We start from the raw sequence: 26,383 nt of genomic DNA on the forward strand, positions 1-26,383 counted from the left end.
CACGCTTTGCGGGTTTTGTCTCCGGACCCATTTGTCCTGTTGACTTTATCTTTATGCCACAACGAAAAGAACAAATCAAGAACTTTTTCAAAAAAAGCCGGAAAAAGTTCCCCCAAAAGCCAAAACCCATTGATTTACTTGCACAATCATAAAAAAATCATGGTGCCACAACTGATTTGGGAACGACATGATCCGTCCTGCCCGGCCGAGCGATGAAACCGCTATCCGCGACTGCGCCATTTCGGCTTATCAGCAATATGTTGCCATCATCGGGCGCAAACCGGCCCCCATGACCGCCGATTTTGCTGCACAAATTATGGCCGGGAATGTTCACATCGCAACCGATGACAAAAACCAAGTTGTCGGGTTTATCGTTTTTTACCCTGACGACGATACGACCATGATGCTCGAAAACATTGCGGTTATGCCCGACCAGAAAGGGCGCGGTATTGGTAAACGCCTAATGGCCTTTTGCGAGGAAAACGCAAGGCAGCAGGGATTTTCCCATATGCGTCTTTATACCAATGAAAAGATGACTGCGAATTTATCGATCTATCCGCATCTTGGTTATGTCGAAACAGGACGGCGCACTGAAAACGGGTTCAACCGCGTTTATTTTGAAAAGAATCTGTCTGTCTGAAAGGCAAGATCGCAAACGCCCGGATGACGCAATCCGGGCTTTTGTAAAATATCCCTCACCAACGATTATTCCGCCGCATCAACTTTCAGAACGCCGCGACGGATCTGGTCTTCTTCGATGCTTTCAAACAGGGCGCGGAAATTGCCCTCGCCAAAGCCTTCATCGCCTTTGCGCTGGATGAATTCGAAGAAGATCGGGCCGATCACGGTTTTCGAGAAAATCTGCAACAGGATTTTGGTAATGCCACCATCCACAACGCCCTCGCCATCGATCAGGATGCCATGAGTTTTCATCCGCTCGATCGGCTCGTCATGCCCCTGCACACGGTCATGGGATTTTTCGTAATAGGTATCGGGCGGACCGGGCATGAATTTAAGGTCATTGGCCGCAAGCCTGTCGGTGGCGTCATAGATACCGTCCGTACCCACCGCGATATGCTGGATGCCTTCGCCGTTGTATTTTTTGAGGTACTCCTCGATCTGGCTTTTATCATCCGTTGATTCGTTTAGCGGAATACGGATTTTGCCGCACGGCGATGTAATCGCCCGGCTGACCAGACCGGTAATTTTGCCGGCAATATCAAAGAAGTGGATCTGTTTGAAATTGAACAGGTCGCGATAGAAATCCCACCATTTATCCATATTGCCGCGATAGACATTATGCGTCAGATGGTCGAGATAATAAAAACCAACCCCTTCGGGTTTCGGGTCACGTTCGCCCAGCCAGTCAAATTCCGCATCATAGGCCGAACCGGTTTCACCATACGCATCGATGAAATACAGAAGCGACCCGCCAATGCCGACAATCGCCGGGACATCAAGGGTTTTGTCATCACCCGTATACGGCTTCGCACCCTTGGAAACCGCGTGATCAAAGGCATGTTTCGCATCCACCACACGCCACGCCATCGACGGCGCACAGGGGCCATGCTTTTCAACAAATTTCATCCCGTGTGAACCCGGCTCGGCATTCAGGATGTAGTTTATGTCACCCTGACGCCAGACGGTAATGTTCTTTGATTTGTGCTTGGCAACCGGCGTATAGCCCATGCGCGCAAACAGGGTTTCAAGCTTTTCGGCCTCTTCATGGGCAAATTCGACGAACTCAAAGCCATCCGTTCCGGCCGGGTTATCGGCCGTGATCGTTGCGCGGGGGGCATCATGTGGAAACGGTCCCATCGAAGGCTCCTTGATCTGGAATTAGAAAGGTTCTTGTTATGGACCTATCTTGCGCCAGATCGCCCGCAATGTGCGTGCATTCACGGTTGATTTTCGCTATTTCATACACATATCATGCGCAGATTATCAAAATGGTGCATGAATGACGCAACTTGATAAACTTGATCTGAAACTGCTTGCCGAATTGCAGCGTGACGGGCGTCTGACCAACAATGATCTGTCAGAACGGATCGCATTATCGCCGTCACAATGTTCGCGCCGCCGCGCCCGGCTTGAGGCCGAGGGCTTCATTCGCGGATACCGCGCCGATATTGACCGGCAAAAAATGGGCCTTGGCCTGATGGTCGTGATTTCCGTAACCCTGGCCACCCACAATCGCGACAATGCCAAACGGTTTTCCGAACTGCTCGCAGACCTTCCCGAAGTGCTGGAAGCCTATTCCCTGACCGGGGAAATGGATTATCACCTGAAGGTCGTGACCAGGGACCTTGCCGCCCTTTCGCATTTCGTGAACGAGGTTTTGCTGCCCCACGATTCCGTGCAGCATGTCAAAACATCGATTGTGCTTAACATGCTCAAGGACTTCGAAGGGCTGGCCGTTGAAACCGGCTAGGCACGTCCCCCGACGCAATCAGATACATTCAAGCCATGACGTATCGGTAATTTCGGTTTCACGTGGCAGGGTCAGGGTAAACCAGCCGGTTTGATTGCGGCAGGCAATGGTACGGAATTGCTCGAAATTACGGTAATGGATCGTGATAAAGGGCGGTTCTTCTATCAGCTCCGCCACCTCGAAAACCGGAAGCGGCACCATCAGGGCAGTATTAAGCGTTTTGCCAAGGCTTTCCTTGCAGCTCCAGAGAAGCTGGGCCGCATCGCATTCCGGCAGGTCAAGCTTTGCCATCACCGCAAGTTCCTCGCGGGTCAGTTCCGCCTGCAATAACGGCATCGCATCTTCGTCAATGGGCGCAAGATCAATACCCATCGGATGGGCCCGGTGATAGGCCATCGCCATGGAAGCATCTTCGCTGTGCGCGATACTGACACAGGGAAGCTTATGCCCCAGGCCGGACCCGATTGCCGATGTGCCGTCAATAAAGGGCTGCCCGAACACCCCCGGCCGCACCCAGAAACGATCCGGCTCATCGGTCGCAAGCCAGCTGGTCAGGGAAATTTTGGCGGCAACCCGCCCGGCGATATAGCTGGTACGGCGGCCATCGTGGCTCATCCGGCGTGCCAAAGACAGTTCTTCGGGATGGAGCCAGTTTTCGGCATCCTCGCCGGCTTCGCCTTCGTTACACACAGCCACATGCGCAAGCGTGGCACGCAGCAACCCGATGGCGATATCAACTTCGCCCATATCATCACGCGCCAGATCAATATGCCCGGTTCCGAGGACCCGAATATTTTCCATACGTGCTTCCGCTTGCTGTTTGGCAACCCGTTATGAAGCCTGTCTGCAGCATCCATTGTGCACCGGGATCCCCCAATTGTGAACCGGCTATCTGCGGCTGGCATATAACCGGCAACACACGAAGACGGAAAAGGCCGCGCACAATGGCGCGGCCTTTTGACATCCCGGCACACCCTTACCCAAAGATGCCGGGATCCTCCGCCTGTCAGGTCAAAAATCAGATCGCAAGATACTGATCACGCAACTCGGTATCATCGAGAACCGCCTGGGCTGTGCCATCAAACACGATCTGACCGCTATCCATGATGATCGCGCGATCCGCAAGCTTGAGTGCGGCAATCGCGTTTTGCTCGACAATGATGGTGGTGATGCCAAGCTTTTTGACATTCTGAAGCGTCTTTTCAATCTCCTGGACAATCACCGGTGCAAGACCTTCATACGGTTCATCAAGCAACAGCAGCTTGATATCACGCGCCAATGCCCGCCCGATCGCCAACATCTGCTGCTCCCCGCCCGAAAGGGTGATCGCTTCCTGCTCGGCACGTTCACCAAGACGGGGGAACAGTTCGTAAATGCGCTGGATCGACCATCCAATCGGCTCGGCAATCTGGGCCAGTTCAAGATTCTGCTCAACCGTCATCCCCGGAATGATGCGGCGATCTTCGGGCACAAGCTGCAGCCCCAGGCGGGCGGCCTGCCATGCCTTCATGGTGTGAAGCGGCTGATGATCGAGCCAGATTTCACCATGCTTGAGTTCCGGATCGGCCATCCGCGCAAGCGCACGCAGGGTCGATGTCTTACCGGCACCGTTACGCCCCAGAAGGGCAAGAATTTCGCCCTCGCGAATGTCAAAGCTGACCCCCTGCACGATATAGCTTTCGCCGTAATAGGCATGCAGATCGTAAACCGAGAAGAAGGCCGGATCACCGCCCTGTTTCATGACGGGTTTGGTTTGCGGGACCGCGTTCATACAGTTTCCCCTCCGAGATAGGCTTCCTTGACCTTGGGATTGTTGCGCACCTCTTCCGGGGTGCCTTCGGCAATGATCGCGCCCTGCGCCAGAACACTGATGCGGTCTGCCAGACTGAACACGACATGCATGTCATGCTCGATGATCACCTTGGTCATGCCGCGTTCCTTGATCCGTTTGAGCAGATCAATCGTGCGGTTGGTGTCATGCCGCGACATACCCGCGGTCGGTTCATCCAGCAGGAACAGCTTCGGCCGCTGGCTCAGGCACATCGCCAGTTCAAGACGGCGTTTATCCCCGCGCGACATTGATCCTGCCAGATGGTCCTTGTGTTCGATCAACCCGACATCCTCAAGCATGTGTTCCGCCTGATCGCGAATTTCGCGTTCCGAGAACAGGCTCTTGAGAAAGCTCAGGTTAAACTCGCCATCACGCTTGGCCAGTGCCGGTACCATCACATTTTGCAGCAACGACAGTTCCGGAAAAATTTCCGGTGTCTGGAAAACACGTGCGACACCCAGCTGGTTGATCTCATACGGGTTTTTGCCGGTCAGAACCTCGTCCCCCAGCAACACCCGCCCGCGATTGGGCGCAAGACGCCCGACAATCACGTTAAGCAGGGTCGATTTACCCGCCCCGTTAGGGCCGATGATGGCATGAACGGTGCCTTCCTTGACCCGAAGATTGATGTCGGACAGGGCCCGCAGGCCGCCGAAATGCTTGTCGACATCGGTAACATCAAGAATGTATTCGGACATCGATCAGACCTCCCTCGTCGAAGGTTGTTGTTCTTTTTCGTTATTCTCGAAGGATGTTGAACGGTTCCGGATCAGACGCCACAGGCGATTGATCCCTTCCATCACCCCACCGGGCAGGAAGATCACGATCAGCATGAAGACCAGACCAAGTGTCAGGTGCCAGCCGTCCCCGACGAACAGACCTGCAACCGATGCCACCGCATGGCCAAGCCAGTCGGGCAGGAAGGAAAACGCATTTTGCAGAACCTGATCGTTAAAGGCCGAAAAGATGTTTTCGAAATACTTGATGATCCCCGCACCCAGAAGCGGCCCGATCAGTGTTCCCGCACCACCAAGAATGGTGATCAGAACAACCTCGCCCGACGCCGTCCACTGCATGCGCTCCGCCCCGGCAAGGGGATCCGTCACCGCCAGAAGTGATCCGGCCAGTCCGGCATACATGCCCGAAATGACAAAGGCGGTCATCAGGTAGGGCCGGGTGTTATATCCGGTATACCCCATGCGGTTCTGGTTCGACTTGATGGCACGCAACTTCAACCCGAAGGCGGACCGGAAGATACGCAGATAGATAAAGAACGAAATGATCAGAAGAACCGCGCATATGTAAAAGCCGGAATATCCGATCCCCTCTATTCCGAACAGGTTCGGGGTCGGCAATGCCGCCGATGCTTCGATCCCGGCCATACGGTCAAGAACCCTTGCATCACCCTGCGTCAGTTGCAGGCCGGTTTCACCGTTCGTGATCGGCGTCAGAACCGAATAGGCCAGATTGTAGGACATCTGTGCAAAAGCCAGCGTCAGGATCGAGAAATAAATCCCCGAACGACGCAACGAGACATAGCCGATCAGAAGGGCAAACAGCCCCGAAAGCGCAACGGCAAAGATCATTGCCGGCAGGACATTCATCGACAGCAGTTTGAACGACCAGACGGCAGTGTAGGACCCGACGCCCAGAAACGCCGCATGACCAAAGGAGAGATAACCGGTCAGGCCAAACAGGACATTGTAACCGATGGCAAAAATGCCAAAGATCATGAATTTCTGCATCAGATCGGGATAGGCCGCACCGAAAGGCTGCAACCAGATCGGCATGGTCAGGACCACAACCGACAGAACCACCATGTAAATCAGGTCCTGCTTGGGCGAGACGATTTGAGTATTTGACATATCAGCTCTCCATCACGCCCCGTCGACCCATCAGACCACGCGGACGGGTCAGCAGAATCACGACGGCGACAAGGTAGATGATGATCTGGTCGATACCGGGAAAGATGTCTTTCACTTCGGTCATCGACGAGAAGGATTGCAGGATACCAAGCAGGAAACCCGCCAGTACCGCTCCGGGAAGCGACCCCATGCCGCCGACAACAACGACGACAAAGGACAGGACAAGGAAGTCCATCCCGAGATGGTAATCAGGCGGCAGGACAGGTGTGTACATCACACCGGCAAGCCCTGCGACCACTGCAGCCATGCCAAACACAATGGTAAAACGACGTTCGATATTGATGCCAAGCAGTTCGACCGTTGCACGGTCAGCCATGCCGGCACGCACCACCATCCCGTAAGTGGTGAAATGCAGGAACGAGAAAACAAGACCGATAATTGTTGCCGAGAACAGCAGGTAAATCAGACGCCACCATGGATAAACCACGGATTCCCCAAGGCCGATCCATGCCCCGATATTGGCGGAACCGGCAACAATTTCCGGTGCGCCTTGCGGGATCGGGTTTGCCCCGAAGAAGGATTTGATCAGTTCCTGCAACACGATCGCCAGACCGAATGTCACAAGGATCTGTTCGGCGTGGGAACGTTTGTAAAAATGCCGGATCAGTGCGCGTTCCATAATCACGCCAATCGCCAGCATCACCGGAATGGCAAGGATGATTGATAACGGCACAGACCAGTCAATAATCGCTGTGCCGGTATCGCCAAACCAGACTTCGAGATAAGGCGTTTCCTTGTAGGCGTCAAAGAAGGTGACTGACTCGTCCTTGACCCGAACAGAAAGCGTCAGGATTTTTTCCAGCGTCACCGCACAAAAGGCGCCGATCATGAAGATGGCACCATGGGCAAAGTTCACCACGCCAAGCGTGCCGAACACCAGGGTCAGACCAAGGGCAATCAGCGCATAAGCGCCCCCCTTGTCCAGACCATTCAGGATTTGAAGAAATATAGCGTCCATTGATTATCCGCCGCGTGTTCAAAAGGGCTTAACGAACAGAAAGCCAAAGCATTTGCCAAAAGCATTGCCCATCGGGGCAGTTGGGCCGACCGTCAGATGACAGTCGGCCCAGCCTGTTACGTTACAAGGGGATCAGACCTGATACGGACCGAGTTCCCCGCCGAACATGTCGGCCGGATATTCGACCTGTGCGCGCGGAACCTCTTTGACCACTTCAAGAAGGTCGAAGTTGGACTGCGGCTCCTGCTTGCCACGCACGACCAGAACGTCTTTGAAGCACTGGTGATCTTCTGCGCGATACAGGGTCGGGCCATTGCCCGCACCATCGAACTCGAAACCTTCAAGTTGCTTGATGACTTCCCAGGGCGCGAAAGTACCGGCCATTTCGCAGGCATTCGCATAAAGCAGCGCCTGGACATAGCAGGTGTGTGCGGCCTGTGACGGCGGGAAGCCGTATTCCTGACCGAACGATTTCACAAACGCCTGCGAACCGGCATCCTGCAACGACCAGTGCCAGTTGGTGGTCCCCAGAATGCCTTTTGCGGCATCACCGGCACCCTGTGCCATCAGGCGGGAATACAGCGGAACCACAATTTCGAAGTTCTTGCCATTTACCTGCTTGTCGCGCAGACCGAACTGAACCGCCTGTGTTAGCGAGTTGACCATGTCCTTGCCGTAGTGGTTCAGGATCAGGACATCCGCGCCAGAGTTCAGAACCGGCGTGATATATTGCGAGAAGTCACCCGCACCAACCGGGGTGCGAACGGTATTCACGGTTTCCCAGCCAATGTTTTCGGTTGCGGCCTTGATCGATTCTTCCTGGGTCCAGCCCCAGGTGTAATCGGCCGTCAGGTGATAGGCACGACGATCGGTGCCATATTCTTCCTTCAGGATCGGCGCAATCGCCTGACCGGACATGTAAGCGTTGAAGAAATGACGGAAGCCATACCGCTTTTTGTCCTTGCCGGTGGTATCATTCGAGTGCGTCAGACCGGCCATGAAGATCACGCCCATTTCCTGACACAGCCCCTGAACGGCCACCGCCACACCGGACGATGAACCACCGGTAATCATTGCAACATTGTCTTTTTCGATCATGCGCTTTGCCGAAGCACGCGCCGCATCGGATTTGGTCTGGGTGTCACCGGTCACGAATTCGACCTTCTTGCCCAGGACGCCGTTCCCCTTAAGCTCCAGCGGCTTGATGGTATTGAGCATACCGCCATCGCCTTCGCCGTTCAGGTGTTTCACAGCGAGCTGATAGGCGCGCAATTCATCGGCACCCTCGTCGGCATACGGACCGGACTGTGGAACGTTAAAACCGAACTTGACGCTGCCCGAGCTACCCGGGTCGCCCCGGAAAGTCTGTGCATGTGCATTTTTGATGAAATGCATCGGGAATGATGCGCCGATCAGCGCAGCCCCTGTCGTCGCAGCCGTTCCTTTAAGAACCGTACGACGGGATACATTTCGGGTGTTCTTGGTCTCCGACATGGTTTTCCTCCCCAATGTCTTGGGATGCGTTTCAGAAAAATCTGAGGCCGCGTTTTTTGATTAATGTTTTTGTCGACCTGTCAAAACAATGGGGACTAGTTGAAAATGAATCAATATGTGATTGAACAAGAACAGTTTTTTTGTAAATATATGAACAACTCAAATGAAAATTTGTAAATCTTGTCAAGAAAAGGGCACGCCATGTCCCGTCAGGCACCCATCGGACACCGTATTCGCGGACGCCGCAAAGACATCGGCCTCACGCAGAATGCCCTGGCCAAGGCCGCGGGAATTTCGCCCTCTTATCTCAATCTGATCGAACATAACCGCCGTGCGATTGGCGGTGGATTACTGCTGCGCCTGGCAAGCGCACTTGAAATCCAGCCCCATGCCCTGTCAGGGTCGGAAGAAAGCCGACTGCTTGCCGATCTTGGTGAAGCCGCAACCGATCCGGTATTTCGTGAAACACCGCTGATCCCCCGTGAATTTCCGGCAATGATCGCCGCAGCACCAGGCATGATTTCCGCCTTCCTGTCGCTTTATCGCGCCTATCGCAACGGGCTTGAGGAAATTGACAATCTGTCCGAACGGCTCAGCCACGATCCGTTCCTGGCCGAGGCCAGCCATTCAATCCTGACCCGCATCACATCAATCCGGACAGTTGCCGAAATCTTTGACGATTACGATGACCTGCCTGCCGAACAACGGGCGCGCTTCAATGCAACCCTGGTGCGGGAATCCCAAAGACTGGCAGAATCAGCAACCGAGATTTTCAGCTTCCTTGAACGCGGTGATGCCGGGCGCCCTGCCGCCAGCCCCGCCGAGGAAGTCGACGACCTGCTTTATGACAATGCCAACTATTTCCCGACACTCGAAGATCGGGCCGATGAAATGCGGGCTGTCATTGATCCTGCAGGCGGATTGTTTCTGACCGACCTGATCAAGCATCTGGAACGACGTCATCAAATCCGGGTTGATCGTTTGCCCCCCGAAGATTTGCCCGCATCGGGGTTCGACTGGAACCGCGCGGATTCCCACCTCAGATTTTCGCGCGCGATGCCGATCACCTCGACACGCTTTCATGCTGCACGGATCATTTGCCGACTGGAAGGCGAGGATACGGTCAATGACATTCTGGACCGCGCCAACCTTGGCACCGATGCCGCCCGCCAACGCGCAGGCGAGGCCCTGATATCCTATTTCGCAGCGGCCCTTCTGTTCCCCTATGACAGCTTCCGGGCCGAGGCCCAGATTTTGCGGCATGACATCGAATTGCTGCAGCAACGCTTTGCCTCAAGCTGGGAGCAGGTCTGCCACCGCCTGACGACCTTGCGCCGCCCGGGTGCAGAAGGCATTCCTTTCCATTTCATGCGCACCGATATTGCCGGCAACATTTCCAAACGTTTTTCGGCATCCGGCCTGCAATTGCCACGTTACAGCGGCGCCTGCCCCCGTTGGGTGGTCCACGAAGCCTATTTGACGCCAGAACGGGTAATACCGCAATTTGTTCGCCTGCCCGATGAAAGCGAATATCTTTTTATTGCGCGTGCGGTACGTACTGGTGCCGGAGGGTATCGGGTGCCGCAATCGGTTTATTCCGTTATGATCGGTTGCGACACGGCCTTTGCCCGTGACATTGTTTATGCGGACGGATTGCCGCTTGATACCCCGCAGGCAGCCGTTCCGGTTGGCATTGGGTGCCGACAATGCCCACGTGAAGAATGCATGCAGCGCGCCTATGCGGTTGCCGATACAGGGCACGAGATCCATACCACCCCAAAGTAGCATTAAAACTCGCGCAATAACCGGTTAGGATCGAATATATAATAATTCGAATATTGGGGAGAACGTCCGTGACGGAGAGACCGAAGGTCCTGATAGCCGAGGACGAGGAAACCATCGTCGAATCGCTTAGCTTTCTGATGGAGAAGGAAGGCTATGACGTCAGCGTTGCAACCGATGGCCAGATGGCCATCGCAATGATTGTGCGCGACCTTCCTGACATGGTTCTGCTTGATGTCATGATGCCGGGCTGTGACGGCTTTGATGTTGTCCGCGCCGTTCGCGAAAATCCTCAAACCCGTCCCGTTCCGATCATGATGTTGACGGCCAAAACCCGTGAGGTCGACCGACGCAAAGGACTTGAGCTTGGCGTTGACGACTTTGTCACCAAACCGTTTTCCACCCGCGATGTGGTTTCACGCGTCAAAGCCATGCTGGCTGGCGACCGGAACTAGGCGCAAAAAAGCGGGAGCTGGCCAATGACCCCACCCCGGAAACTTACCGAACGCGCCTTTGTTCTTGCCCTTGTTGCGTTCTTTGCATGGATCCCGCCTTTGGTCGGGGTCTTTTCGCTCGAAGGAACGCTGTTCGGGTTACCCATCCTGTTCGTTTATTTCTTTGCCGGCTGGGCCTTGCTTATCGGCTGCTGTGCGCTCATCACCCGCGCCCTTCGTCACAGCATCCAGACGGAGGAAAGGGAATAGGCATGCTGTCCTCCGAACTGGTGATCACGGTTTCGCTTGCTTATGTCGGATTGCTTTATGCCATCGCATGGTGGGGGGACAAACGGGCACGCGACGGACGATCATGGGTGCGCAATCCGACTGTCTACACCCTGTCCATTGCGGTCTATTGCACATCCTGGACATTCTATGGCGCGGTCGGGTCGGCTGCACGAAACGGCCTTGAATATCTGACGATCTATCTCGGACCGACAGTCATTTTCCTTGGATGGTGGTTTTTGCTGCGCAAGATGCTACGCATCTCCAAGGCGCATCGCATCACATCCATCGCCGATTTCATTTCATCGCGCTATGGCAAAAGCACGCAATTGTCGATGCTGGTTACCCTGATCACGGTGATCGGAACAACGCCTTATATCGCGCTCCAGCTTAAGGCGATTGCCACCAGCTATACCGTTCTGACCGTCTGGGGCGGGGCGATGACCGGCCCGGTCGTCAATCAGGTACCCATGTTTGCCGATAGCGGCTTTTGGGCAGCCCTTGGTCTTGCCCTTTTTGGCATTCTGTTTGGCACCCGGTTTATTGATGCGGATGAACATCACGAAGGCATGGTCGCAGCCATCGCCTTTGAAAGCCTTGTTAAAATGTTCGCCCTGCTTGCTGTCGGCATTTTTGTCTGCTTCTTCATGTTTGCCGGATTGGGTGATCTGTTTGATCAGGCCGCGGCAAATCCACAAACCGCATCCTTGCTGCAACTGCCCGAAAACGGCAGCGCACGCTGGATGACGTTGATGATGCTGTCCATGGCGGCAATCCTGACATTGCCGCGGCAGTTTCAGGTCATCATCGTCGAAAATGTCGATGAACGCCACCTGTCGACCGCAAGCTGGGCCTTTCCGCTTTATCTGCTGGCGATGAATTTGTTCGTCCTGCCAATTGCCTTGGCGGGCCTTGGCGTTTTGCCAAGCTGGGCAGATCCGGATTTCTTTGTGATTTCCGTACCTCTTTTTGAAGGTCATTCGCTACTGGCCCTGATTGCCTATGTCGGTGGATTATCGGCCAGCACCAGCATGGTGATTGTTGCAACGATTGCGTTGTCGACCATGGTCTGCAACGACCTTGTCGTTCCCGCCTTGCTGCGCATTCGCTGGCTGCGCGTCACCGAACGCGATGATCTTACCGGCCTTCTGATTTTTATCCGGCGCGCTTCCATCGTGCTGGTCGTGTTTATGGGCTTTGCCTATTACCGGTCGGCCGGAGCCAGCGATGCATTGGCAGAAATCGGTCTGATATCCTTTGCCTCCACCGCACAATTCATCCCGATCATGATTGGCGGTCTTTATTGGAAGGGAGGCACCAAAACCGGTGCGCAGGTCGGCCTTGTGATCGGTTTTGCAATCTGGGCCTATACCCTGCTGCTGCCATCGCTTGCCGATAGCGGCTGGATGAACCCGACACTGATCGAACATGGTGCATTTGGTCACCCCTGGCTTCGACCGGAAAGCCTGTTTGGCTTAACCGGGTTCGAACCACTCACCCATGCCCTGATCTGGTCAATCACACTCAATACAGCGGCCTATGTCCTGATCAGCCTGTTCACATCGCCAAGCGCGTTGGAACGCATTCAGGCCACCCTGTTTGTCGATGCGTTTCTGCGCAAAGGTCAGGAAACAGTTATCTGGCGGTCATCAGCAACGATTGACGATCTGTATGAACTGGTTGAACGTTTTCTGGGCCGTGAACGTGCGTTTCATTCCTTTCGCGATTTCGGCTGGACGCGCGAAACGCCCTGGCGCGGCAAAGGCGAAGCCAATGCCGACATGATCGCCTTTACCGAACGGCTGCTTGCCGGGTCCATCGGGGCCGCGTCGGCGCGCGTAATGGTTTCCTCTGTCGCCAAGGGAGAAATGGTCAGTCTTGATGAAGTCCTCGAAATTCTCGAGGAAACATCACATGTGATCGAATATTCCCAGCGCCTTGAACAGAAATCGCACGAATTGGAACGTGCAGCGGCCGAACTTCGCGCTGCCAATGAACGGCTTAAGGAACTTGATCGCCTGAAAGACGAATTCCTGACCATGGTCAGTCACGAATTCAGAACACCGCTGACGTCGATCCGGTCCTTCTCCGAAATCCTTGTCGACACACCGGAACTCGATCCGGAACGCGCCGAACATTTCATGGGAATTATCGTACGCGAAAGCGAACGCCTGACCCGTCTGATTGACGACCATCTTGATCTTGCCAGGCTTGAGGCCGGTCATTCCGACTGGCGCCCGGAAAATGTTGATCCGCGGTCCGTCCTTGACGAAAGCGTCGAAGCAATCAAAGGGTTGCTCGACAACAAGGGGGTTGATCTGGAACTCGACTTGTCGCCCGCGACTGTCACGCTGCATGTGGATCGCGACCGGCTTACACAGGTCTTTATCAACCTGCTGTCAAACGCTGCAAAATTCTCCGCAGCCCGTGATCCCAGCGTAAAGGTCCGCGGTGAAGTTATGGATGGTGGTTATCTTGTTTCGATCACCGATAACGGAAACGGCATCACCAAAGACGAACAGGCGGTAATCTTCAATAAATTTGCCCGTGGCGGCAAATACCCCGATGACAAACCCCGCCCGTCCGGTTCCGGTCTTGGTCTGGCTATCGCCAGACATGTCGTGGAACACTGCAAAGGCAAGATCTGGGTTGAGAGTCCACCGGGTCGTGGTGCGACCTTCAGGGTGTTTGTTCCCGCCGCCTGATTGCCAGCCACCCCTCATTTTAACCATTCCAATTGGCGTTTACCCATCGGTTACCCCCGCTCATCAGAAGATAAATCACTGTTTATCGAGAGAGATGAGGCGGTCATGCAGTATCAGCTAAAAATAAACGGAGAATCCCGTACCGTCGAAGCAGAACCTGGCACCCCGCTATTATGGGTTCTGCGTGACGGTCTGGAACTTACCGGCACCAAGTTTGGATGTGGCGTTGCCTATTGCGGCGCCTGTACCGTTCACATTGACGGGTACCCGACCCGTTCCTGCCAGACCTTTATTGAAGACGCTGTCGACAGCGAAATCACGACGATTGAAGGCGCAACCGACAAGATTGCCCAAGCGGTTCAGGCCGCATGGCGCGAAAAGGACGTCGTACAATGTGGCTGGTGTCAATCCGGACAGATCATGTCGGCCATCGGCCTTCTGACCGAAAATCCGAAACCGACGGATGATGAAATCAAGGAATACATGTACGGCAATGCGTGCCGTTGTGTGACCTATGTACGCATCAACGAAGCCATCAAACTGGCGTCTGAAAAGCTGGAGGCATAAGTCATGACAATCAATGTATCACGTCGCGGCTTCATGATCGGATCAGCCGCCGGTACCGCCGCCCTTCTGGTCGGCGTCAATGCCAAAGGCGTTCTTGCAGCAGGCAGCAGTGTGGCTGCCGCAACCGACCTTAACCCGTTTGTCAAAATCGATGCCGATGGCACGGTAACCGTCATCATCAAACATTTTGAAATGGGCCAAGGCACGACCACCGGCCTGACGACACTGGTTGCCGAGGAACTCGACGCTGACTGGGCCACGGTTCAGACGGCATTCGCCCCTGCCGACAATGAACGTTATGCCAACCTGTTCTTCCATGCACAGGGAACCGGTGGCTCAACATCCATCGCCAATTCCTTCATGCAATATCGCGAAGCCGGTGCAGCAGCGCGTGATCTTCTGGTCCGTGCGGCCGCCCAGAACTGGGGTGTCGATGCCAGCAGCATCACCGTTGAAAACGGTATGCTGAAATCCGGTGGCAATTCCGGTCATTTCGGAGAATTTGTTGCGATTGCAGCAACCCTTGAGGCGGTTGAAAAACCAACCGTTAAAACCCCGGATCAGTTCAAGCTGATTGGCAGCGACAAACTGCATCGCAAGGACAACACCGACAAGACGAACGGCACCGCAATCTTTGCAATGGATGTCAATCTGCCGGGGATGATCTATGCCGCGATCATGCGCAGCCCGAAATTCGGTGGCACCGTCACCTCCTTTGACGACACTGCGTCCAAAGATGTTGCAGGGTTCATTGCTGCACAAATTCTGCCGAACAAGGCAGGAGTTGTGGCGTTTGGCAAAAACACCTGGGCTGCGTTTCAGGCACGTGATGCCCTTTCTGTTGAATGGGATTTCAGCCAGGCCGAAACACGCAGCACGGATGCCATGATTGCCGATCACAAGGCACTGCTTGATGCGCCGCAGTTTGACGCCAATCATGAAGTCCCGCTGGCATCCGTTGAACCGCTTCTGGCCAATGCCACCAAAACCATTGATGCAGAATTCACCTTCCCGTTTCTGGCCCATGCACCGCTGGAGCCGGAAAACTGCATCATCGAGCCAACCGAAAATGGCGTTCGCCTACATGATGGCTGCCAGTTTCCGACCCTGACCCGGCCAATGGTCGCAGCCGCCCTTGGACTGGAACCGTCACAGGTCGAGATCAGAACGCTTTATGCCGGCGGTTCGTTCGGTCGTCGTGCCAACGGCGCCTCGGACTATAATGTCGAAGCCGCCATGGCCTTTGCCGTTTCGGGCCGCAAGGTTCCGGTCAAACTGGTCTGGAGCCGCGAAGACGATATTCGCGGCGGTTATTACCGCCCAATGGCCGTACACCGGGCAAAAATCGGTCTGGATAGTGATGGCAAGATTATTGGCTGGGATCACCGGATGGCTGTCAAATCCATCATGAAGGGTGGCCCGATGGAAGGTATGGTACAGGATGGCATCGACCCGACATCGGTCGAGGGTGTCACCGAAAGTCTTTATACCATCCCCAACCATGGCATCGGGTTAAGCGACTTCCAGACCCCGACCCCCATATTGTGGTGGCGTTCGGTGGGACATACCCACACCGGATATGTCATGGAAACACTGATGGATATGCTCGCAATCGAAACGGGGCAGGACCCGATCGAAATGCGCCTTGCGATGCTTGATCCGGCAGGCACCAATCAGGCCCGCATGATCGAAGCCATCAAGCTTGTCCGTGAGATATCCGGATGGGAAAAGGGCGACAAACGTGGTTTTGCCGCGCACCTTTCGTTCAATACCTGCGTTGCGGTTGTTGCCGACGTAACGGTCGAGGACACCAGTGTGCATGTGAACAAACTGTTCATGGCGGTTGAATGCGGGGTAGCAGTTAACCCCGATGTCATCCGCGCACAGATGGAAGGCGGTGCTGGTTACGCATTATGTGCCGCCTTCCGCAACGAAATCACCCTGACGGATGGTGAAGTCGACCAGTTCAACTTCCCGGATTACGAACTGCTTCGAAATGCCGAAATGCCTGCCATCGAAGTGGCAATTGTTCAATCGAACAATGCCCCTACGGGCGTTGGCGAACCGGGCGTCCCCCCGACCGCTCCGGCTGTTGCCAACGCCATTTTTGCCAAAACCGGAAAACGGATCACGGATCTTCCGATGACCAAAGCCGGTTTCGACTTCGTGTAAGGCATGTTGCCCGGGGGGCATTTTCGGGTCCCCACCCGTCCCCCGGGCAGCCCCTTTTGCGGGAGCACATCATGAGTAACCAGTTATCGGCCATGCTACGCGTCTGGCAGGAAAACAAGACAGATACCGAATGGGTTTTGGGTACGGTTTATCGCACAGAGGGTTCGGCCTATCGCAAGGCCGGGGCCATGATGCTGATCAACGGGCAGGGGCAGCAATTCGGGCTGCTTAGCGGCGGCTGCCTTGAAGCCGATATCATTCGTAACGCAAGGCGCGCCATGGTTACCGGCAAAACGGTCATGCTGGTTTATGATGGAAATGACGAAGACGACCTGTCTTTCCGGCTGGGCGTTGGTTGCGGCGGCAAGGTATTCATCATGCTGCAACCCCTTGACCACTCAAACGATCTTGGGCTTTCCGACCTGTGCGATGCTTTGATGCTGCGCCAAAGCGGTCTGTATTTTCAGAAAGTCGGCGACACTCGTGGATATTTCAAACGCTCAGATCATACCGGTCAACGCAATGCCTATATCGAAAACCGATCGGATGGTGACTGGCTTGTAACCCCGATTGTGCCTGAACCCCACATCCTGATCGTCGGGGGTGGATTGGATGCGCGGCCTGTGGTTTCCATCGCACATGAAATGGGCTGGAAAACCACATTGGTTGACCCGCGCCCAGCGAATGCCCGCCCCGAACATTTCCCCAAGGCAGGCACCATCCTGCGTCAGATCGACACAACATTGGTTGATTATGTTGCGCAACATCGCGTCGATACGGCAATCCTGATGTCGCACAGCATTGATATCGATGCCAAGGCGCTTCAAATTCTGAAATCCAGCCAGTTGCGTCATGTTTCCATGCTGGGTCCGCGGCATCGTTTTGTCGATGTTCTTGAACGTGCGGAAATTGCCGAGCCTGCCCTGCCCTTCCCGGTAGCCAGCCCCGCCGGGATCGATATTGGCGGACAACTGCCCGAAAGCATTGCACTTTCAATGTTATCGGGTATTCACGCGGCACTTTACAAATTTGATGCCGCCCCGGAACTCGCTCAGGCGGCAGAATGATGAAGATTGCCGGTCTTATCCTTGCAGCAGGTGAAAGCACACGATTTGGCGGACGCAAACAGCTTGCAGATATCGATGGCAAGCCGATGCTGGAGCACGCCATTGATCAGCTTCGCCCCATTTTCAACGATGATCTTTATGTCGTGCTGGGTGCATTTCGCGATGAAATCCTTTCGGTGATCGGCAATCGTGCAAAAACCATCACGAATGATAATTGGCAATTTGGCATGGGATCATCGATTGCAGCAGGCATTGCCGGAATTTGCGCAGCCGGTACGTATGACGGCGTTCTGATCGCCCTTGCGGATCAGATCGGGTTAACCGGCAACGACTATCAGAAACTTCTGAATGCCTTTGACGGAAGCCACGTCATAGCATCCCGGTATAAGGAAATGAACGGCGTCCCCGCCCTGTTTCCAGCCGCATATTTCCCGGAACTTTCCAAGGTGGACGGCGCCCGCGGCGCACAACAGGTGCTCAATAGCAGCAGTCACGATATCAGTGCGATCGCCATGCCAAATGCAGCGTTCGACATCGACACTCAGGATGATCTGAAACTGTTTGCCAACCGGCTTTTCGAACCGGGCTGACCTTTCACCGCTTTTAGGGCAATCTGGTATCTTCAGCATCTGGCAAAAACGGCGAAACCGGAACCACAAGCACATGAAATCAACCGCCAACATCATGGTCCTTCTGGTCGAGGACAACATGGATATTGCCGGAACAATAAGCGATTACCTGACAATAGAAGGCATCGAATGCGATCACGCCTTTGATGGGGAAACGGGTTTTCAGCGCGCACTGACTGGCGAATATGATGTGATATTGCTTGATATCATGTTGCCGTTTCGCGATGGCATCAGCATCTGCAACGCCTTGCGCAACGAGGGGATCGACACCCCGGTTCTGATGCTGACAGCGCGCGATACACTCGCAGACAAACTTGAAGGTTTCAGTGCCGGGGCGGATGATTATCTGGTCAAACCCTTTGCGCTTGAAGAACTTCTGATGCGTACAAGGGTTCTGTCGCGCCGCCGCAGTGGCGAAATCCGGCGGTTTTCGCTTGGCGATCTGATCGTTGATTTTGAAAACAGACATGTTGCGCGATCCGGACAGGCAATCAATCTTTCCCCGACAAGCTGGACCATTCTGGAAGTTCTTGCCCAGAACAGTCCGCATGTCGTGACACGGTCACGATTGTCGATGGCATTGTGGCAGGGCGATCCGCCAGATACCAATGCGCTTAAAACGCATCTTTACAAATTGCGGATGCGCATCGACAAACCATTCGATCAAAACCTGATACATACAGTTGCCGGCCAGGGCGTGGCCCTTCGCGAGTAAGAGAAATGCATTCCTGCGCACCAATCCAGAAAACTTTTTCCCGCTTTGTGCGGAACTACGTTTTGCTGGCACTTGTCATTACACTGGTGATCTATACCGGTGTCGTTAATTTCTACATGCTGTATGGCAAATGGATGGTCGCGAGTTTCCAGTTGCAGACCATTGCCGATCAATATGATGAAATGCGCAGCAATGACCCAACCGCCCCGCTTCCCAATGGCTTTAACATTCAGACCTTTACAGACTACAACGAATTGCCGGAGCTTCTGCGCAACCGCTACAAACCCCAAGATATCGATCCGGGCGAGCTTTATTATCTGAACACCGATAAATATGCTGCGCAAAAAGATCCGGATAATCCGGTCTTTCTGGTGTTCCCCCATATTCTTGCCGACGGCACGCAGATCATGCTGCTACAGACCTATCACGCGGGAGATGAAGACAGCGTCTATTTTGCGCGCCTTCACAAACTGGCCCTTCTTTCCATCCCGTTTGCACTCGGAGTTATGGCGATATTTGCCTATGTGCTTTGGCTGATCGGCAAACGCATGACGCAGCCATCTGAAAACCTGCAAAGCTGGGCGAAAACCCTGTCACCCGAAAACCTTGACCAACCGGTACCCGATTTTGGCTTTACCGAACTGAATGATGTCGCCAGCGAACTGCATCAGTCACTGGTAAGGGTCGACAGGTTCGTGACACGCGAACGCGAATTCCTGCGTCAGGCCAGTCATGAACTGCGAACCCCGGTAACGATTGTCAGCGGCAATGTTGAACTGCTTGATAAAACACCGTTAAACGAAATTCAGGTTCGTCTGGCCGCACGGATCAAACGCGCCAACCGCAATATGCAGCAACTGATTGAAACCCTGCTTTGGCTCGGGCGCGAAGCAACGCCTAACGGCATACACGAAAAGATCGACTATCCGGCTTTCGTGCGCGAGGCCATCGTTGATCTTGCCTATCTGACCGACGGCAAGAATCTGACATGTGAATTCAGTGCTGACGCAGAAAGCGGCGAGATCGAAGCATCACCTGCAGCGCTGATGATTGTCGTATCCAACCTGATCCGTAATGCGTTCGAACATACGCCCAAAGGGCAGGTTACGGTCCGGCTTGAGGCCAACAAACTGGTTGTCGAAAACAACCTGATGACCTGTGCCGGGGATTGCGCCCGCGATCAGGGTGAAGGCATCGGCCTGCATCTGGTGCGCAGTATTTGCGAACGCTGCAACTGGCATTGCGAGACAGCTTTCCTTGCCTCTGGCGGCATGCGCGCAATTTTCACCCTTTCAGACGCGTGATTGCTGCATCTTTATGGATGCAGCAATCTTGGCGCCGGATGTTCGAACGTTACCCGTCCATCCTTCATGCCCCAGACCGGGCGACTGATTTCGGAAACCACCTGTGCCCGGCTTTGCGCAGGTAATGCAATAAAAGTCGCAGCCCCGCCAATCATGATTTCGGTTGGCCGCCCCAGAAGCTTTGCCGGGCTATCGGCAACCATCGCAAAGCACATTTCAAGTTCCTCGGTCGTGCTCAGCTGACTGACATTGGCATAAAGATTTGCCATCCGTGATAACGAGCAATCCCCGAACGGCGTGAACGGGTTCAGGACATTGTTGGTTGCGATGGTACAGCACACACCCGCACGCGCCAGACTGTGCGCCGGGGCGACACCCCGCGGGACCGAATGTTCGCAATTACGTCCGGTCAGGAAAAGATCGGTCGATGGCAACACCGTCAAACCAATCCCGGCCTGTCGCATCAGGGCGGTTGTATTGGCCAATTGATCCTTGGGCAAAACAGACAATTTGGTCACATGACCAATCATCACCCGCCCCTGCCAGCCAAAGGCAATCGTCTGACGCGCGACTTCATCCAGATGTCGCCATGTCGGGTCGAGATCGAAATCCAGATGAAAATCCAGATCCACATCATAATCGCGCGCCATTTCAAACAGGCGTTTGATCTGTCCGACCGGATCGCTATCCATATAGGGGCAGCCCCCCAAAAGGTCCGCACCGTTATCAAGTGCTTCACGCAGAAGCTCCTCGGTCCCCGGATAATTCAAAAGACCTTCCTGCGGGAAAACGCAAATCTCGACATCCATCGCCCATGCATAGTCGTGCTTCAGGCGTTTGATCGCCCGAAAGCCGGCCAAACCGATACCCGGATCGATTTCAACATGGGTCCGGATGGCGTTCGTACCCTGTGTGACGGCTTTCTCGATGACTTTCGCCCCGCGGGCATAAACATCATCTTCGGTAAAGCCGCTTTTGGCCTTTGCAACAGCACTTATTGCGCCTTGCAACGTACCGCTTTCGTTTTTGGCACGATCAAGAATGCAGGCCTTGTCGAGATGCAGGTGACTTTCAACAAAACCACCGGTCAGAAGATTGCCACCGGCGTCAAAGGACGGCGCCTCGCTCGCAATCGATGCCGCAATATCGGCGATTATTCCATCCTTTATCGCAATATCAAGAAGACCGGTTTCGCCATGCAGGCAGGCGTTCCTCACCACATAATCAAGCATGTTCGCTGATCACCTTTTCATTTTTGGACTGATCCGCACCACCGAGATACGCATCAATCAATCGTTCATCTTTCAGAAGGTCTTTGGCGTTGCCTTCGGCAACGACCTGCCCCTGTTCAAGGACATAGGCATAATCGGCAACCGACAGCGCCATGGTCGCCATCTGATCCACCAGAAGGATCGTGACCCCGTCATCCCGTAATTCACCCAGAATGGTATAAAGTTCTTCGACCATGGCCGGCGCCAGACCAAGGGATGGCTCATCCAGAAGCAACGCCTTTGGCTTGGCGACAAGTCCGCGCGCGATTGCCATCATCTGCTGTTCCCCACCCGACAGAAGACCAGCCTGACTGTTGATCCGGTCACGCAGTCGCGGGAAACGGGTCAGGATAGCTTCAAGTTCGTCACGGCTGACCGGTTTGGGTTGTTTGTAAGCCCCCAGTTCGATGTTTTCACGCACCGTCAGTTCGGGGAAAACCTGCCGTCCTTCGGGCACAAGGATCAGTCCCTGTTCGACGATCTGATGTGGCGCCAGATTATGGATATATTCGTCATTCAGAATGATGCTGCCGGAAACAGGGCGCAGCAATCCCGAAAGCGCCATCAGGAAGGTCGATTTTCCTGCCCCATTGGCCCCAAGCAACGCCACCATTTCCCCCTGCCGGACCTTGATATCCACCGACTTCAATACCGGGGCCGCCCCATAACCGGCCGTCAATCGCAGTGACGCGATAACCGGTGTTTCGCTGGTCACAAGTGGTGTCGGTCTTGGATGCGCCTTGCTGTTGCCATCGCCAAGGTAGGCGGCGATGACACGCGGATTTTTCTGAACGTCCTGCGGATTGCCAAGGGCAATCGGTGTTCCGGCATCAACCGCCAGTATCAGGTCCGAAATGCCCATGACCATTTCCATGTCATGTTCGACCAGAACCACCGCAATCCCGGCATCCGCCAGCTTGCGCAGCAATTTGGCAAGTGCAACCTTGTCGGCATGCATCAAACCCGCGGCCGGTTCATCAAGCAGAAGGACTCCGGGCTTGGTCGCAAGCGAGCGGGCGATTTCGACCAGACGCCGATCCACATGCGGCAAATCACCCGCACGTGCATCAGGATCACCAAGATATCCGCAAAACTGTAAAAGCCCCGCCGCAAAATCGCGATTTTCGTCTGATGCGATGCGTGAAAATGGCGCCCCGAACCGGCCCAATGAAATACCGGCAATCACATTGTCGACCACCGACATGTTTTCAAAAAGACGGGTCGCCTGATAGGTGCGTGCAATACCGTTACGCGCGGCAAAATCTGTAGCCTTGCCTGCGATATCACGATCACCGATACGAACGGCACCCTCGGTCGGCTTGTAAAACCCGCTGATGATATTCAGTAACGTCGTTTTACCGGCACCATTAGGCCCAATGATTGATGTGACCTGCCCCGGTCGGGCCGCGAAGGACACCTGATTAACTGCCTTAACACCACCAAAGGCAATCGATACATCATCGACCAGCAAACCATCGGATTTGGGATAATCGGCCAACCCGGCTTCGATCTTTTCGAGGGGAACCGGTGTCACCTTCTGCCGCACCAACGGTATGAAACGGGCAATCGTGCCGACAATGCCGCGCGGCGCAATCAGCAGAACCGCAACAAGAAGTGCACCGAAAATCAGCAACCGGTATTCGGCGAAGTCCGAAAGCAGCTCCGGCAGCAGGACGGAAACAGACGCCCCAACCAACGGCCCCAGAACGGTTCCGGCTCCGCCCAGAATAACCGCAAACAGATACAGGATGGATTGGCTGAGCGGGAAGTTCGAAGGCGCGATAAACATCATCAACGGTGCAAACAACGCCCCCGCTAATCCGGCCATTGCCGCCGCAATGGCAAAGCCCGATGCCTTGACCACAAAGGCATTATAACCAAGCGAACTTGCGGCGATTTCCGCATCCCGCATGCTGGTCATTGCCATGCCCCAGCCACTAACCGCCAGACGCCGGAATGCCAGAAGTGCAATGCCGCCGAGCAACACACACAGCATGACCAGATCACGTTCAGAAAAAACATATGATCCGATCTGCGGCATCGGAAAACCCATCAAACCGTTTTGCCCGCCGGTCAGGTCACGCCATTCAATCGCGCCATGTTCAACGATAAAGGCAAAGGCGATAGTGACCATTGCCAGAAACGGTCCCGCCATCCGCACGGCCGAAATCGCCAATAAACATCCGGCAATCCCGGCAATAATGGTGGCCACCAGCAAACTGACCCAGAAGTTAAGCCCGGCAAGCGTCAGGATCGCACTGGCATAGGCCCCGATGGCAAAGAAGCCAACCTGCCCCAGCGAGACCAGCCCGGTCAGACCATAAAGCACGTTCAGGCCCACCGTCAGAATGACGGTCATCGCCACCAGCCCGATAATGAACTGCGTATAGCCGCCAGTGAACAATACGGCGACAAGTCCCCCGGCCATCGCCGCAACAATGACGCTGTCGAGTGCTGCCGGCTTGTTCAGTTTCGGGATCGGATTTTTGAATTTCACGGACAGTTTCATCCCTACACCTTCTTGATGGCAGCACGGCCAAACAGGCCGCTTGGCTTGATCGTCAGAACCGCGATCACCAGTGCAAAGACCACGATGAAGGTATAGGACGAACCGAGATAGGTGGTCACAGCGGCCTCGACCATCCCATAGATGAACCCCGCCAGCATGACGCTATAAGCCGATGTCATGCCGCCCAGAATGGCAACCGCAAAAGCCTTCAGGCCAAACAGCGTTCCCATGTCTGAATGCACGGAAAAAAGCGGTGCGATCAAAAGTCCGGCACACCCGGCCAGCATTGATGATATGGCAAAGGATCCGGTCACCATGATCGTGGTGTTGATCCCCATAAGCTTCGCCGCTGTCTGGTTTTGCACGACTGCCAGCAACGCCCGGCCCTGTCGGGTATGACGAAACAGCGCATGCAATCCCAATGCGACACCAATTGCTGCAATCGGGATCAGGATTTGTTGCGGATAAACCCCGGTGCCAAGAATATTCCAGCTGTCTTCCACAAGAACCGATGGCAAGGTTCTGGGTTCATTTCCGAAGGTAAACAGCACCGCGTTATCAAGCAAAATACCGCCTGCCACGGTTGCCATCAGCCACGCTTCGGAATTGCGAACCGCAAACGGACGGACAAGGAAAAATTCAACAAGAACCCCCATCACGCCACAGCACAGAATTGCCAGCGGATAACCCAAAATCACCGGCATTCCATATTGCTGACAGAAAACAAAACCCAAAACAGCCCCAAGCATGACCATGCTGCCTTGGGCAAAATTGACTTTGGATGAAACCGAATAAGTGATCTGAAAGCCAAGTGCGATCAGGCCATACATGCTGCCCAAACCGATACCGGTAATAAGGGCGGCCATTAACAAGGTCATTGCAAATTATCCTTTGCACGAAACCGCAGCAAAATGGCGCGCGGTTTCCCTGCGGCCACAACAGGTAAGGCAGGGCCGCAGGGAAAATCGGAATCAGTCAGTGATCGGAATGATTTCGCCTTCGACAAACTTCGCGAACGTGTAGTCTTCCGGACCAAGCGCATCCTGATCATCCGGGGTGAAAGGCTTGTCATAGGTTTTGATCATGCCTTCGATCCCGCTGATCTCATACATTGCCTGCCGAACAGCCGGGCCTTCGGTCGAACCAGCCTTTTCGATAGCTGCGGCAATCAAAAGGGTCGCGTCATAGGCATTGGCGATACCGGTCGCTGGGGTAACGTCGGCCAGTGTTTTGATCTCCGGGAATTTTTCCTGAAGCTTTACAAACATCGGGCTTGAGGCATCGGTAAAGAGATAGGTCTGGATGAAATGAACCTTTTCGCCACTGGCACCGGCAAGTTCGGTAAAGCGACCCCCAGCCGGCCCCCAATGCGATGAAATCGGAACATCCCAACCCATGCGATCAAGCGATTTGACGACCTGTGCGGTCGGGGCCACGTTGGCAACCACAAACAGGGAATCTGCCCCGTTTTCCTTAAGGCGTGTCAGCTGCGGGACAACATCAACATCGTTTGATTCAAACTTTTCAATCCCGGCATTGGGCATGCTGCGTTTTTCTAGCGCCTTTAGAAGCCCCTTCTCATTGGACTCCCCCCACGGGTTGTTGATCAGGATCATGCCAGGCTTTTTAGCACCGTATTTCTTGACCAGATATTCGGTGATCGCTTCGTCGACATATTCATCCACGGCGGAGACACGGAAAACATAGTTTTCTTCCGCACCGTTTTTGGTGATCGGCGTACCGGCAGCCCATGGGCCGACAAACGGAATTTTCTGCTGATTGGCAAACGGCACGATGGCAAGCGATACAGGCGTATCCAGACCACCAATCAGGGCAGCAACCCCTTCGCGCTGCGCCAATTCACGCGCCGCGACAAGGCCCTTTCCCGGGTTGCTTTCATCATCACGCGACACAAGTTCCAATGGCTTGCCAAGGACTCCACCCTCGGCATTGATCTTGTCAATCGCAAGGGTAATGCCACGCGTGATGGCCTCACCCGACTTGGCCGACTGGCCACTCAGGGCTGCGACAAGACCAAGCTTCACGGTATCCTCGGCACGTACAGCGGTAACCGGCAATGCGCTGGCAAGCATCAGCACAGCAGCTGCCCCCAAAAGCGCGGCACGCCGTGTCAGTTTCGGGATAGGCGAATAAGCAGACATGTGAGACTCCCTGATTATTTTGAAGTGCCTGTTGGCCTTCGCAGTGCAGCAAGCCATGTGCCAAGAATCAAAATCGTTTTAATTCAATGCATTATCAGATTTCACCCCAGACTTCCAAATTGGATTGCCTCATGTATAC

The 26,383-nt window shown here is 54.5% G+C and carries 23 protein-coding genes; 12 read left to right on the plus strand and 11 right to left on the minus strand.

From position 1 onward, the window contains the following. Positions 1–187: 187 nt before the first annotated feature. Complete coding sequence (locus AUP42_RS10035) at positions 188–640, plus strand: GNAT family N-acetyltransferase (protein WP_062951490.1); 453 nt, start codon at positions 188–190, stop codon at positions 638–640. 65 nt (positions 641–705) lie between these two features. Here AUP42_RS10035 and hppD read toward each other — a convergent pair whose 3' ends face one another. Continuing rightward, positions 706–1,818, minus strand: coding sequence for a 4-hydroxyphenylpyruvate dioxygenase (gene hppD / locus AUP42_RS10040; protein ID WP_062951491.1), 1,113 nt, complete (start codon positions 1,816–1,818; stop codon positions 706–708). Positions 1,819–1,960: 142 nt separating this feature from the next. On the opposite strand from hppD, the gene AUP42_RS10045 reads away from it, so the two are divergent. Next, the gene (locus AUP42_RS10045; RefSeq protein WP_062951492.1) at positions 1,961–2,431 is read left to right on the plus strand and encodes an Lrp/AsnC family transcriptional regulator; all 471 of its coding nucleotides are present in this window, start codon (positions 1,961–1,963) and stop codon (positions 2,429–2,431) included. Positions 2,432–2,449: 18 nt separating this feature from the next. Here the strand turns inward: AUP42_RS10045 and AUP42_RS10050 are convergent, their stop codons facing one another. From AUP42_RS10050 to AUP42_RS10075, 6 genes are all read right to left on the minus strand, one after another. Continuing rightward, entirely contained in the window at positions 2,450–3,232 is a 783-nt protein-coding gene (locus tag AUP42_RS10050; RefSeq protein WP_062951493.1) for a 4'-phosphopantetheinyl transferase family protein, read from the minus strand. A 217-nt stretch (positions 3,233–3,449) separates the two neighbouring features. After that, complete coding sequence (locus tag AUP42_RS10055; protein ID WP_062951494.1) at positions 3,450–4,202, minus strand: ABC transporter ATP-binding protein; 753 nt, start codon at positions 4,200–4,202, stop codon at positions 3,450–3,452. Further along, the gene (locus AUP42_RS10060; protein WP_062951495.1) at positions 4,199–4,960 is read right to left on the minus strand and encodes an ABC transporter ATP-binding protein; all 762 of its coding nucleotides are present in this window, start codon (positions 4,958–4,960) and stop codon (positions 4,199–4,201) included. The genes AUP42_RS10055 and AUP42_RS10060 overlap by 4 nt, the downstream gene beginning before the upstream one ends. A gap of 3 nt (positions 4,961–4,963) precedes the next feature. Continuing rightward, positions 4,964–6,127, minus strand: a complete 1,164-nt coding sequence (locus AUP42_RS10065; RefSeq protein ID WP_062951496.1) for a branched-chain amino acid ABC transporter permease — start codon at positions 6,125–6,127, stop codon at positions 4,964–4,966. Between the two features lies 1 nt (position 6,128). Next, entirely contained in the window at positions 6,129–7,145 is a 1,017-nt protein-coding gene (locus tag AUP42_RS10070) for a branched-chain amino acid ABC transporter permease (protein ID WP_062951497.1), read from the minus strand. Positions 7,146–7,277: 132 nt separating this feature from the next. Next, positions 7,278–8,639 (minus strand): ABC transporter substrate-binding protein, encoded by a 1,362-nt coding sequence (locus AUP42_RS10075; RefSeq protein ID WP_062951498.1) that lies wholly within the window; start codon positions 8,637–8,639, stop codon positions 7,278–7,280. Positions 8,640–8,840: 201 nt separating this feature from the next. Between AUP42_RS10075 and AUP42_RS10080 the strand changes: the two genes are divergently transcribed. The 10 genes from AUP42_RS10080 to AUP42_RS10125 all read left to right on the plus strand — a co-directional run bounded on the left by AUP42_RS10080 (position 8,841) and on the right by AUP42_RS10125 (position 20,302). Further along, on the plus strand, positions 8,841–10,424 hold the full coding sequence (locus tag AUP42_RS10080; protein ID WP_062951499.1) for a helix-turn-helix domain-containing protein: 1,584 nt from the start codon (positions 8,841–8,843) through the stop codon (positions 10,422–10,424). A gap of 68 nt (positions 10,425–10,492) precedes the next feature. Next, complete coding sequence (locus tag AUP42_RS10085; RefSeq protein ID WP_231858231.1) at positions 10,493–10,876, plus strand: response regulator transcription factor; 384 nt, start codon at positions 10,493–10,495, stop codon at positions 10,874–10,876. 24 nt (positions 10,877–10,900) lie between these two features. Beyond that, positions 10,901–11,125 (plus strand): hypothetical protein, encoded by a 225-nt coding sequence (locus tag AUP42_RS10090; RefSeq protein ID WP_062951500.1) that lies wholly within the window; start codon positions 10,901–10,903, stop codon positions 11,123–11,125. A gap of 2 nt (positions 11,126–11,127) precedes the next feature. After that, positions 11,128–13,848, plus strand: a complete 2,721-nt coding sequence (locus tag AUP42_RS10095) for a sensor histidine kinase (protein WP_062951501.1) — start codon at positions 11,128–11,130, stop codon at positions 13,846–13,848. A gap of 105 nt (positions 13,849–13,953) precedes the next feature. After that, complete coding sequence (locus tag AUP42_RS10100) at positions 13,954–14,415, plus strand: (2Fe-2S)-binding protein (protein WP_062951502.1); 462 nt, start codon at positions 13,954–13,956, stop codon at positions 14,413–14,415. 3 nt (positions 14,416–14,418) lie between these two features. Then, the gene (locus AUP42_RS10105; protein ID WP_062951503.1) at positions 14,419–16,587 is read left to right on the plus strand and encodes a xanthine dehydrogenase family protein molybdopterin-binding subunit; all 2,169 of its coding nucleotides are present in this window, start codon (positions 14,419–14,421) and stop codon (positions 16,585–16,587) included. A 71-nt stretch (positions 16,588–16,658) separates the two neighbouring features. Next, positions 16,659–17,654 (plus strand): XdhC family protein, encoded by a 996-nt coding sequence (locus tag AUP42_RS10110; protein ID WP_062951504.1) that lies wholly within the window; start codon positions 16,659–16,661, stop codon positions 17,652–17,654. Beyond that, the gene (locus tag AUP42_RS10115; protein ID WP_062951505.1) at positions 17,651–18,244 is read left to right on the plus strand and encodes a nucleotidyltransferase family protein; all 594 of its coding nucleotides are present in this window, start codon (positions 17,651–17,653) and stop codon (positions 18,242–18,244) included. Before AUP42_RS10110 ends, AUP42_RS10115 begins: the two co-directional genes overlap by 4 nt. Before the next feature lie 73 nt (positions 18,245–18,317). Next, the gene (locus tag AUP42_RS10120) at positions 18,318–18,998 is read left to right on the plus strand and encodes a response regulator transcription factor (RefSeq protein ID WP_062951506.1); all 681 of its coding nucleotides are present in this window, start codon (positions 18,318–18,320) and stop codon (positions 18,996–18,998) included. 62 nt (positions 18,999–19,060) lie between these two features. Continuing rightward, complete coding sequence (locus AUP42_RS10125) at positions 19,061–20,302, plus strand: sensor histidine kinase (RefSeq protein WP_062951507.1); 1,242 nt, start codon at positions 19,061–19,063, stop codon at positions 20,300–20,302. An 11-nt stretch (positions 20,303–20,313) separates the two neighbouring features. Here the strand turns inward: AUP42_RS10125 and AUP42_RS10130 are convergent, their stop codons facing one another. The 4 genes from AUP42_RS10130 to AUP42_RS10145 all read right to left on the minus strand — a co-directional run bounded on the left by AUP42_RS10130 (position 20,314) and on the right by AUP42_RS10145 (position 26,244). Continuing rightward, positions 20,314–21,534, minus strand: a complete 1,221-nt coding sequence (locus tag AUP42_RS10130) for an amidohydrolase family protein (RefSeq protein ID WP_062951508.1) — start codon at positions 21,532–21,534, stop codon at positions 20,314–20,316. Beyond that, positions 21,527–24,070, minus strand: coding sequence for an ATP-binding cassette domain-containing protein (locus AUP42_RS10135; RefSeq protein WP_231858232.1), 2,544 nt, complete (start codon positions 24,068–24,070; stop codon positions 21,527–21,529). The genes AUP42_RS10130 and AUP42_RS10135 overlap by 8 nt, the downstream gene beginning before the upstream one ends. A 14-nt stretch (positions 24,071–24,084) precedes the next feature. Then, complete coding sequence (locus AUP42_RS10140) at positions 24,085–24,960, minus strand: branched-chain amino acid ABC transporter permease (RefSeq protein ID WP_231858233.1); 876 nt, start codon at positions 24,958–24,960, stop codon at positions 24,085–24,087. Positions 24,961–25,053: 93 nt separating this feature from the next. Beyond that, entirely contained in the window at positions 25,054–26,244 is a 1,191-nt protein-coding gene (locus tag AUP42_RS10145) for an ABC transporter substrate-binding protein (protein WP_062951510.1), read from the minus strand. Positions 26,245–26,383: the final 139 nt, after the last annotated feature.

This window comes from Thalassospira lucentensis (assembly GCF_001613805.1).
GTDB lineage: Bacteria > Pseudomonadota > Alphaproteobacteria > Rhodospirillales > Thalassospiraceae > Thalassospira > Thalassospira lucentensis_A.

Bases quoted from the DNA above. Each gene is read 5' to 3' on its own strand.
- AUP42_RS10145 (WP_062951510.1), bottom strand. From the start codon at position 26,244: ATGTCTGCTTATTCGCCTATCCCGAAACTGACACGGCGTGCCGCGCTT.
- AUP42_RS10045 (WP_062951492.1), top strand. From the start codon at position 1,961: ATGACGCAACTTGATAAACTTGATCTGAAACTGCTTGCCGAATTGCAG.
- AUP42_RS10080 (WP_062951499.1), top strand. From the start codon at position 8,841: ATGTCCCGTCAGGCACCCATCGGACACCGTATTCGCGGACGCCGCAAA.
- AUP42_RS10060 (WP_062951495.1), bottom strand. From the start codon at position 4,960: ATGTCCGAATACATTCTTGATGTTACCGATGTCGACAAGCATTTCGGC.
- AUP42_RS10110 (WP_062951504.1), top strand. From the start codon at position 16,659: ATGAGTAACCAGTTATCGGCCATGCTACGCGTCTGGCAGGAAAACAAG.
- AUP42_RS10095 (WP_062951501.1), top strand. From the start codon at position 11,128: ATGCTGTCCTCCGAACTGGTGATCACGGTTTCGCTTGCTTATGTCGGA.
- AUP42_RS10070 (WP_062951497.1), bottom strand. From the start codon at position 7,145: ATGGACGCTATATTTCTTCAAATCCTGAATGGTCTGGACAAGGGGGGC.
- AUP42_RS10055 (WP_062951494.1), bottom strand. From the start codon at position 4,202: ATGAACGCGGTCCCGCAAACCAAACCCGTCATGAAACAGGGCGGTGAT.
- AUP42_RS10035 (WP_062951490.1), top strand. From the start codon at position 188: ATGATCCGTCCTGCCCGGCCGAGCGATGAAACCGCTATCCGCGACTGC.
- hppD (WP_062951491.1), bottom strand. From the start codon at position 1,818: ATGGGACCGTTTCCACATGATGCCCCCCGCGCAACGATCACGGCCGAT.
- AUP42_RS10130 (WP_062951508.1), bottom strand. From the start codon at position 21,534: ATGCTTGATTATGTGGTGAGGAACGCCTGCCTGCATGGCGAAACCGGT.
- AUP42_RS10050 (WP_062951493.1), bottom strand. From the start codon at position 3,232: ATGGAAAATATTCGGGTCCTCGGAACCGGGCATATTGATCTGGCGCGT.
- AUP42_RS10075 (WP_062951498.1), bottom strand. From the start codon at position 8,639: ATGTCGGAGACCAAGAACACCCGAAATGTATCCCGTCGTACGGTTCTT.
- AUP42_RS10120 (WP_062951506.1), top strand. From the start codon at position 18,318: ATGAAATCAACCGCCAACATCATGGTCCTTCTGGTCGAGGACAACATG.
- AUP42_RS10090 (WP_062951500.1), top strand. From the start codon at position 10,901: ATGACCCCACCCCGGAAACTTACCGAACGCGCCTTTGTTCTTGCCCTT.
- AUP42_RS10100 (WP_062951502.1), top strand. From the start codon at position 13,954: ATGCAGTATCAGCTAAAAATAAACGGAGAATCCCGTACCGTCGAAGCA.
- AUP42_RS10065 (WP_062951496.1), bottom strand. From the start codon at position 6,127: ATGTCAAATACTCAAATCGTCTCGCCCAAGCAGGACCTGATTTACATG.
- AUP42_RS10140 (WP_231858233.1), bottom strand. From the start codon at position 24,960: ATGACCTTGTTAATGGCCGCCCTTATTACCGGTATCGGTTTGGGCAGC.
- AUP42_RS10105 (WP_062951503.1), top strand. From the start codon at position 14,419: ATGACAATCAATGTATCACGTCGCGGCTTCATGATCGGATCAGCCGCC.
- AUP42_RS10115 (WP_062951505.1), top strand. From the start codon at position 17,651: ATGATGAAGATTGCCGGTCTTATCCTTGCAGCAGGTGAAAGCACACGA.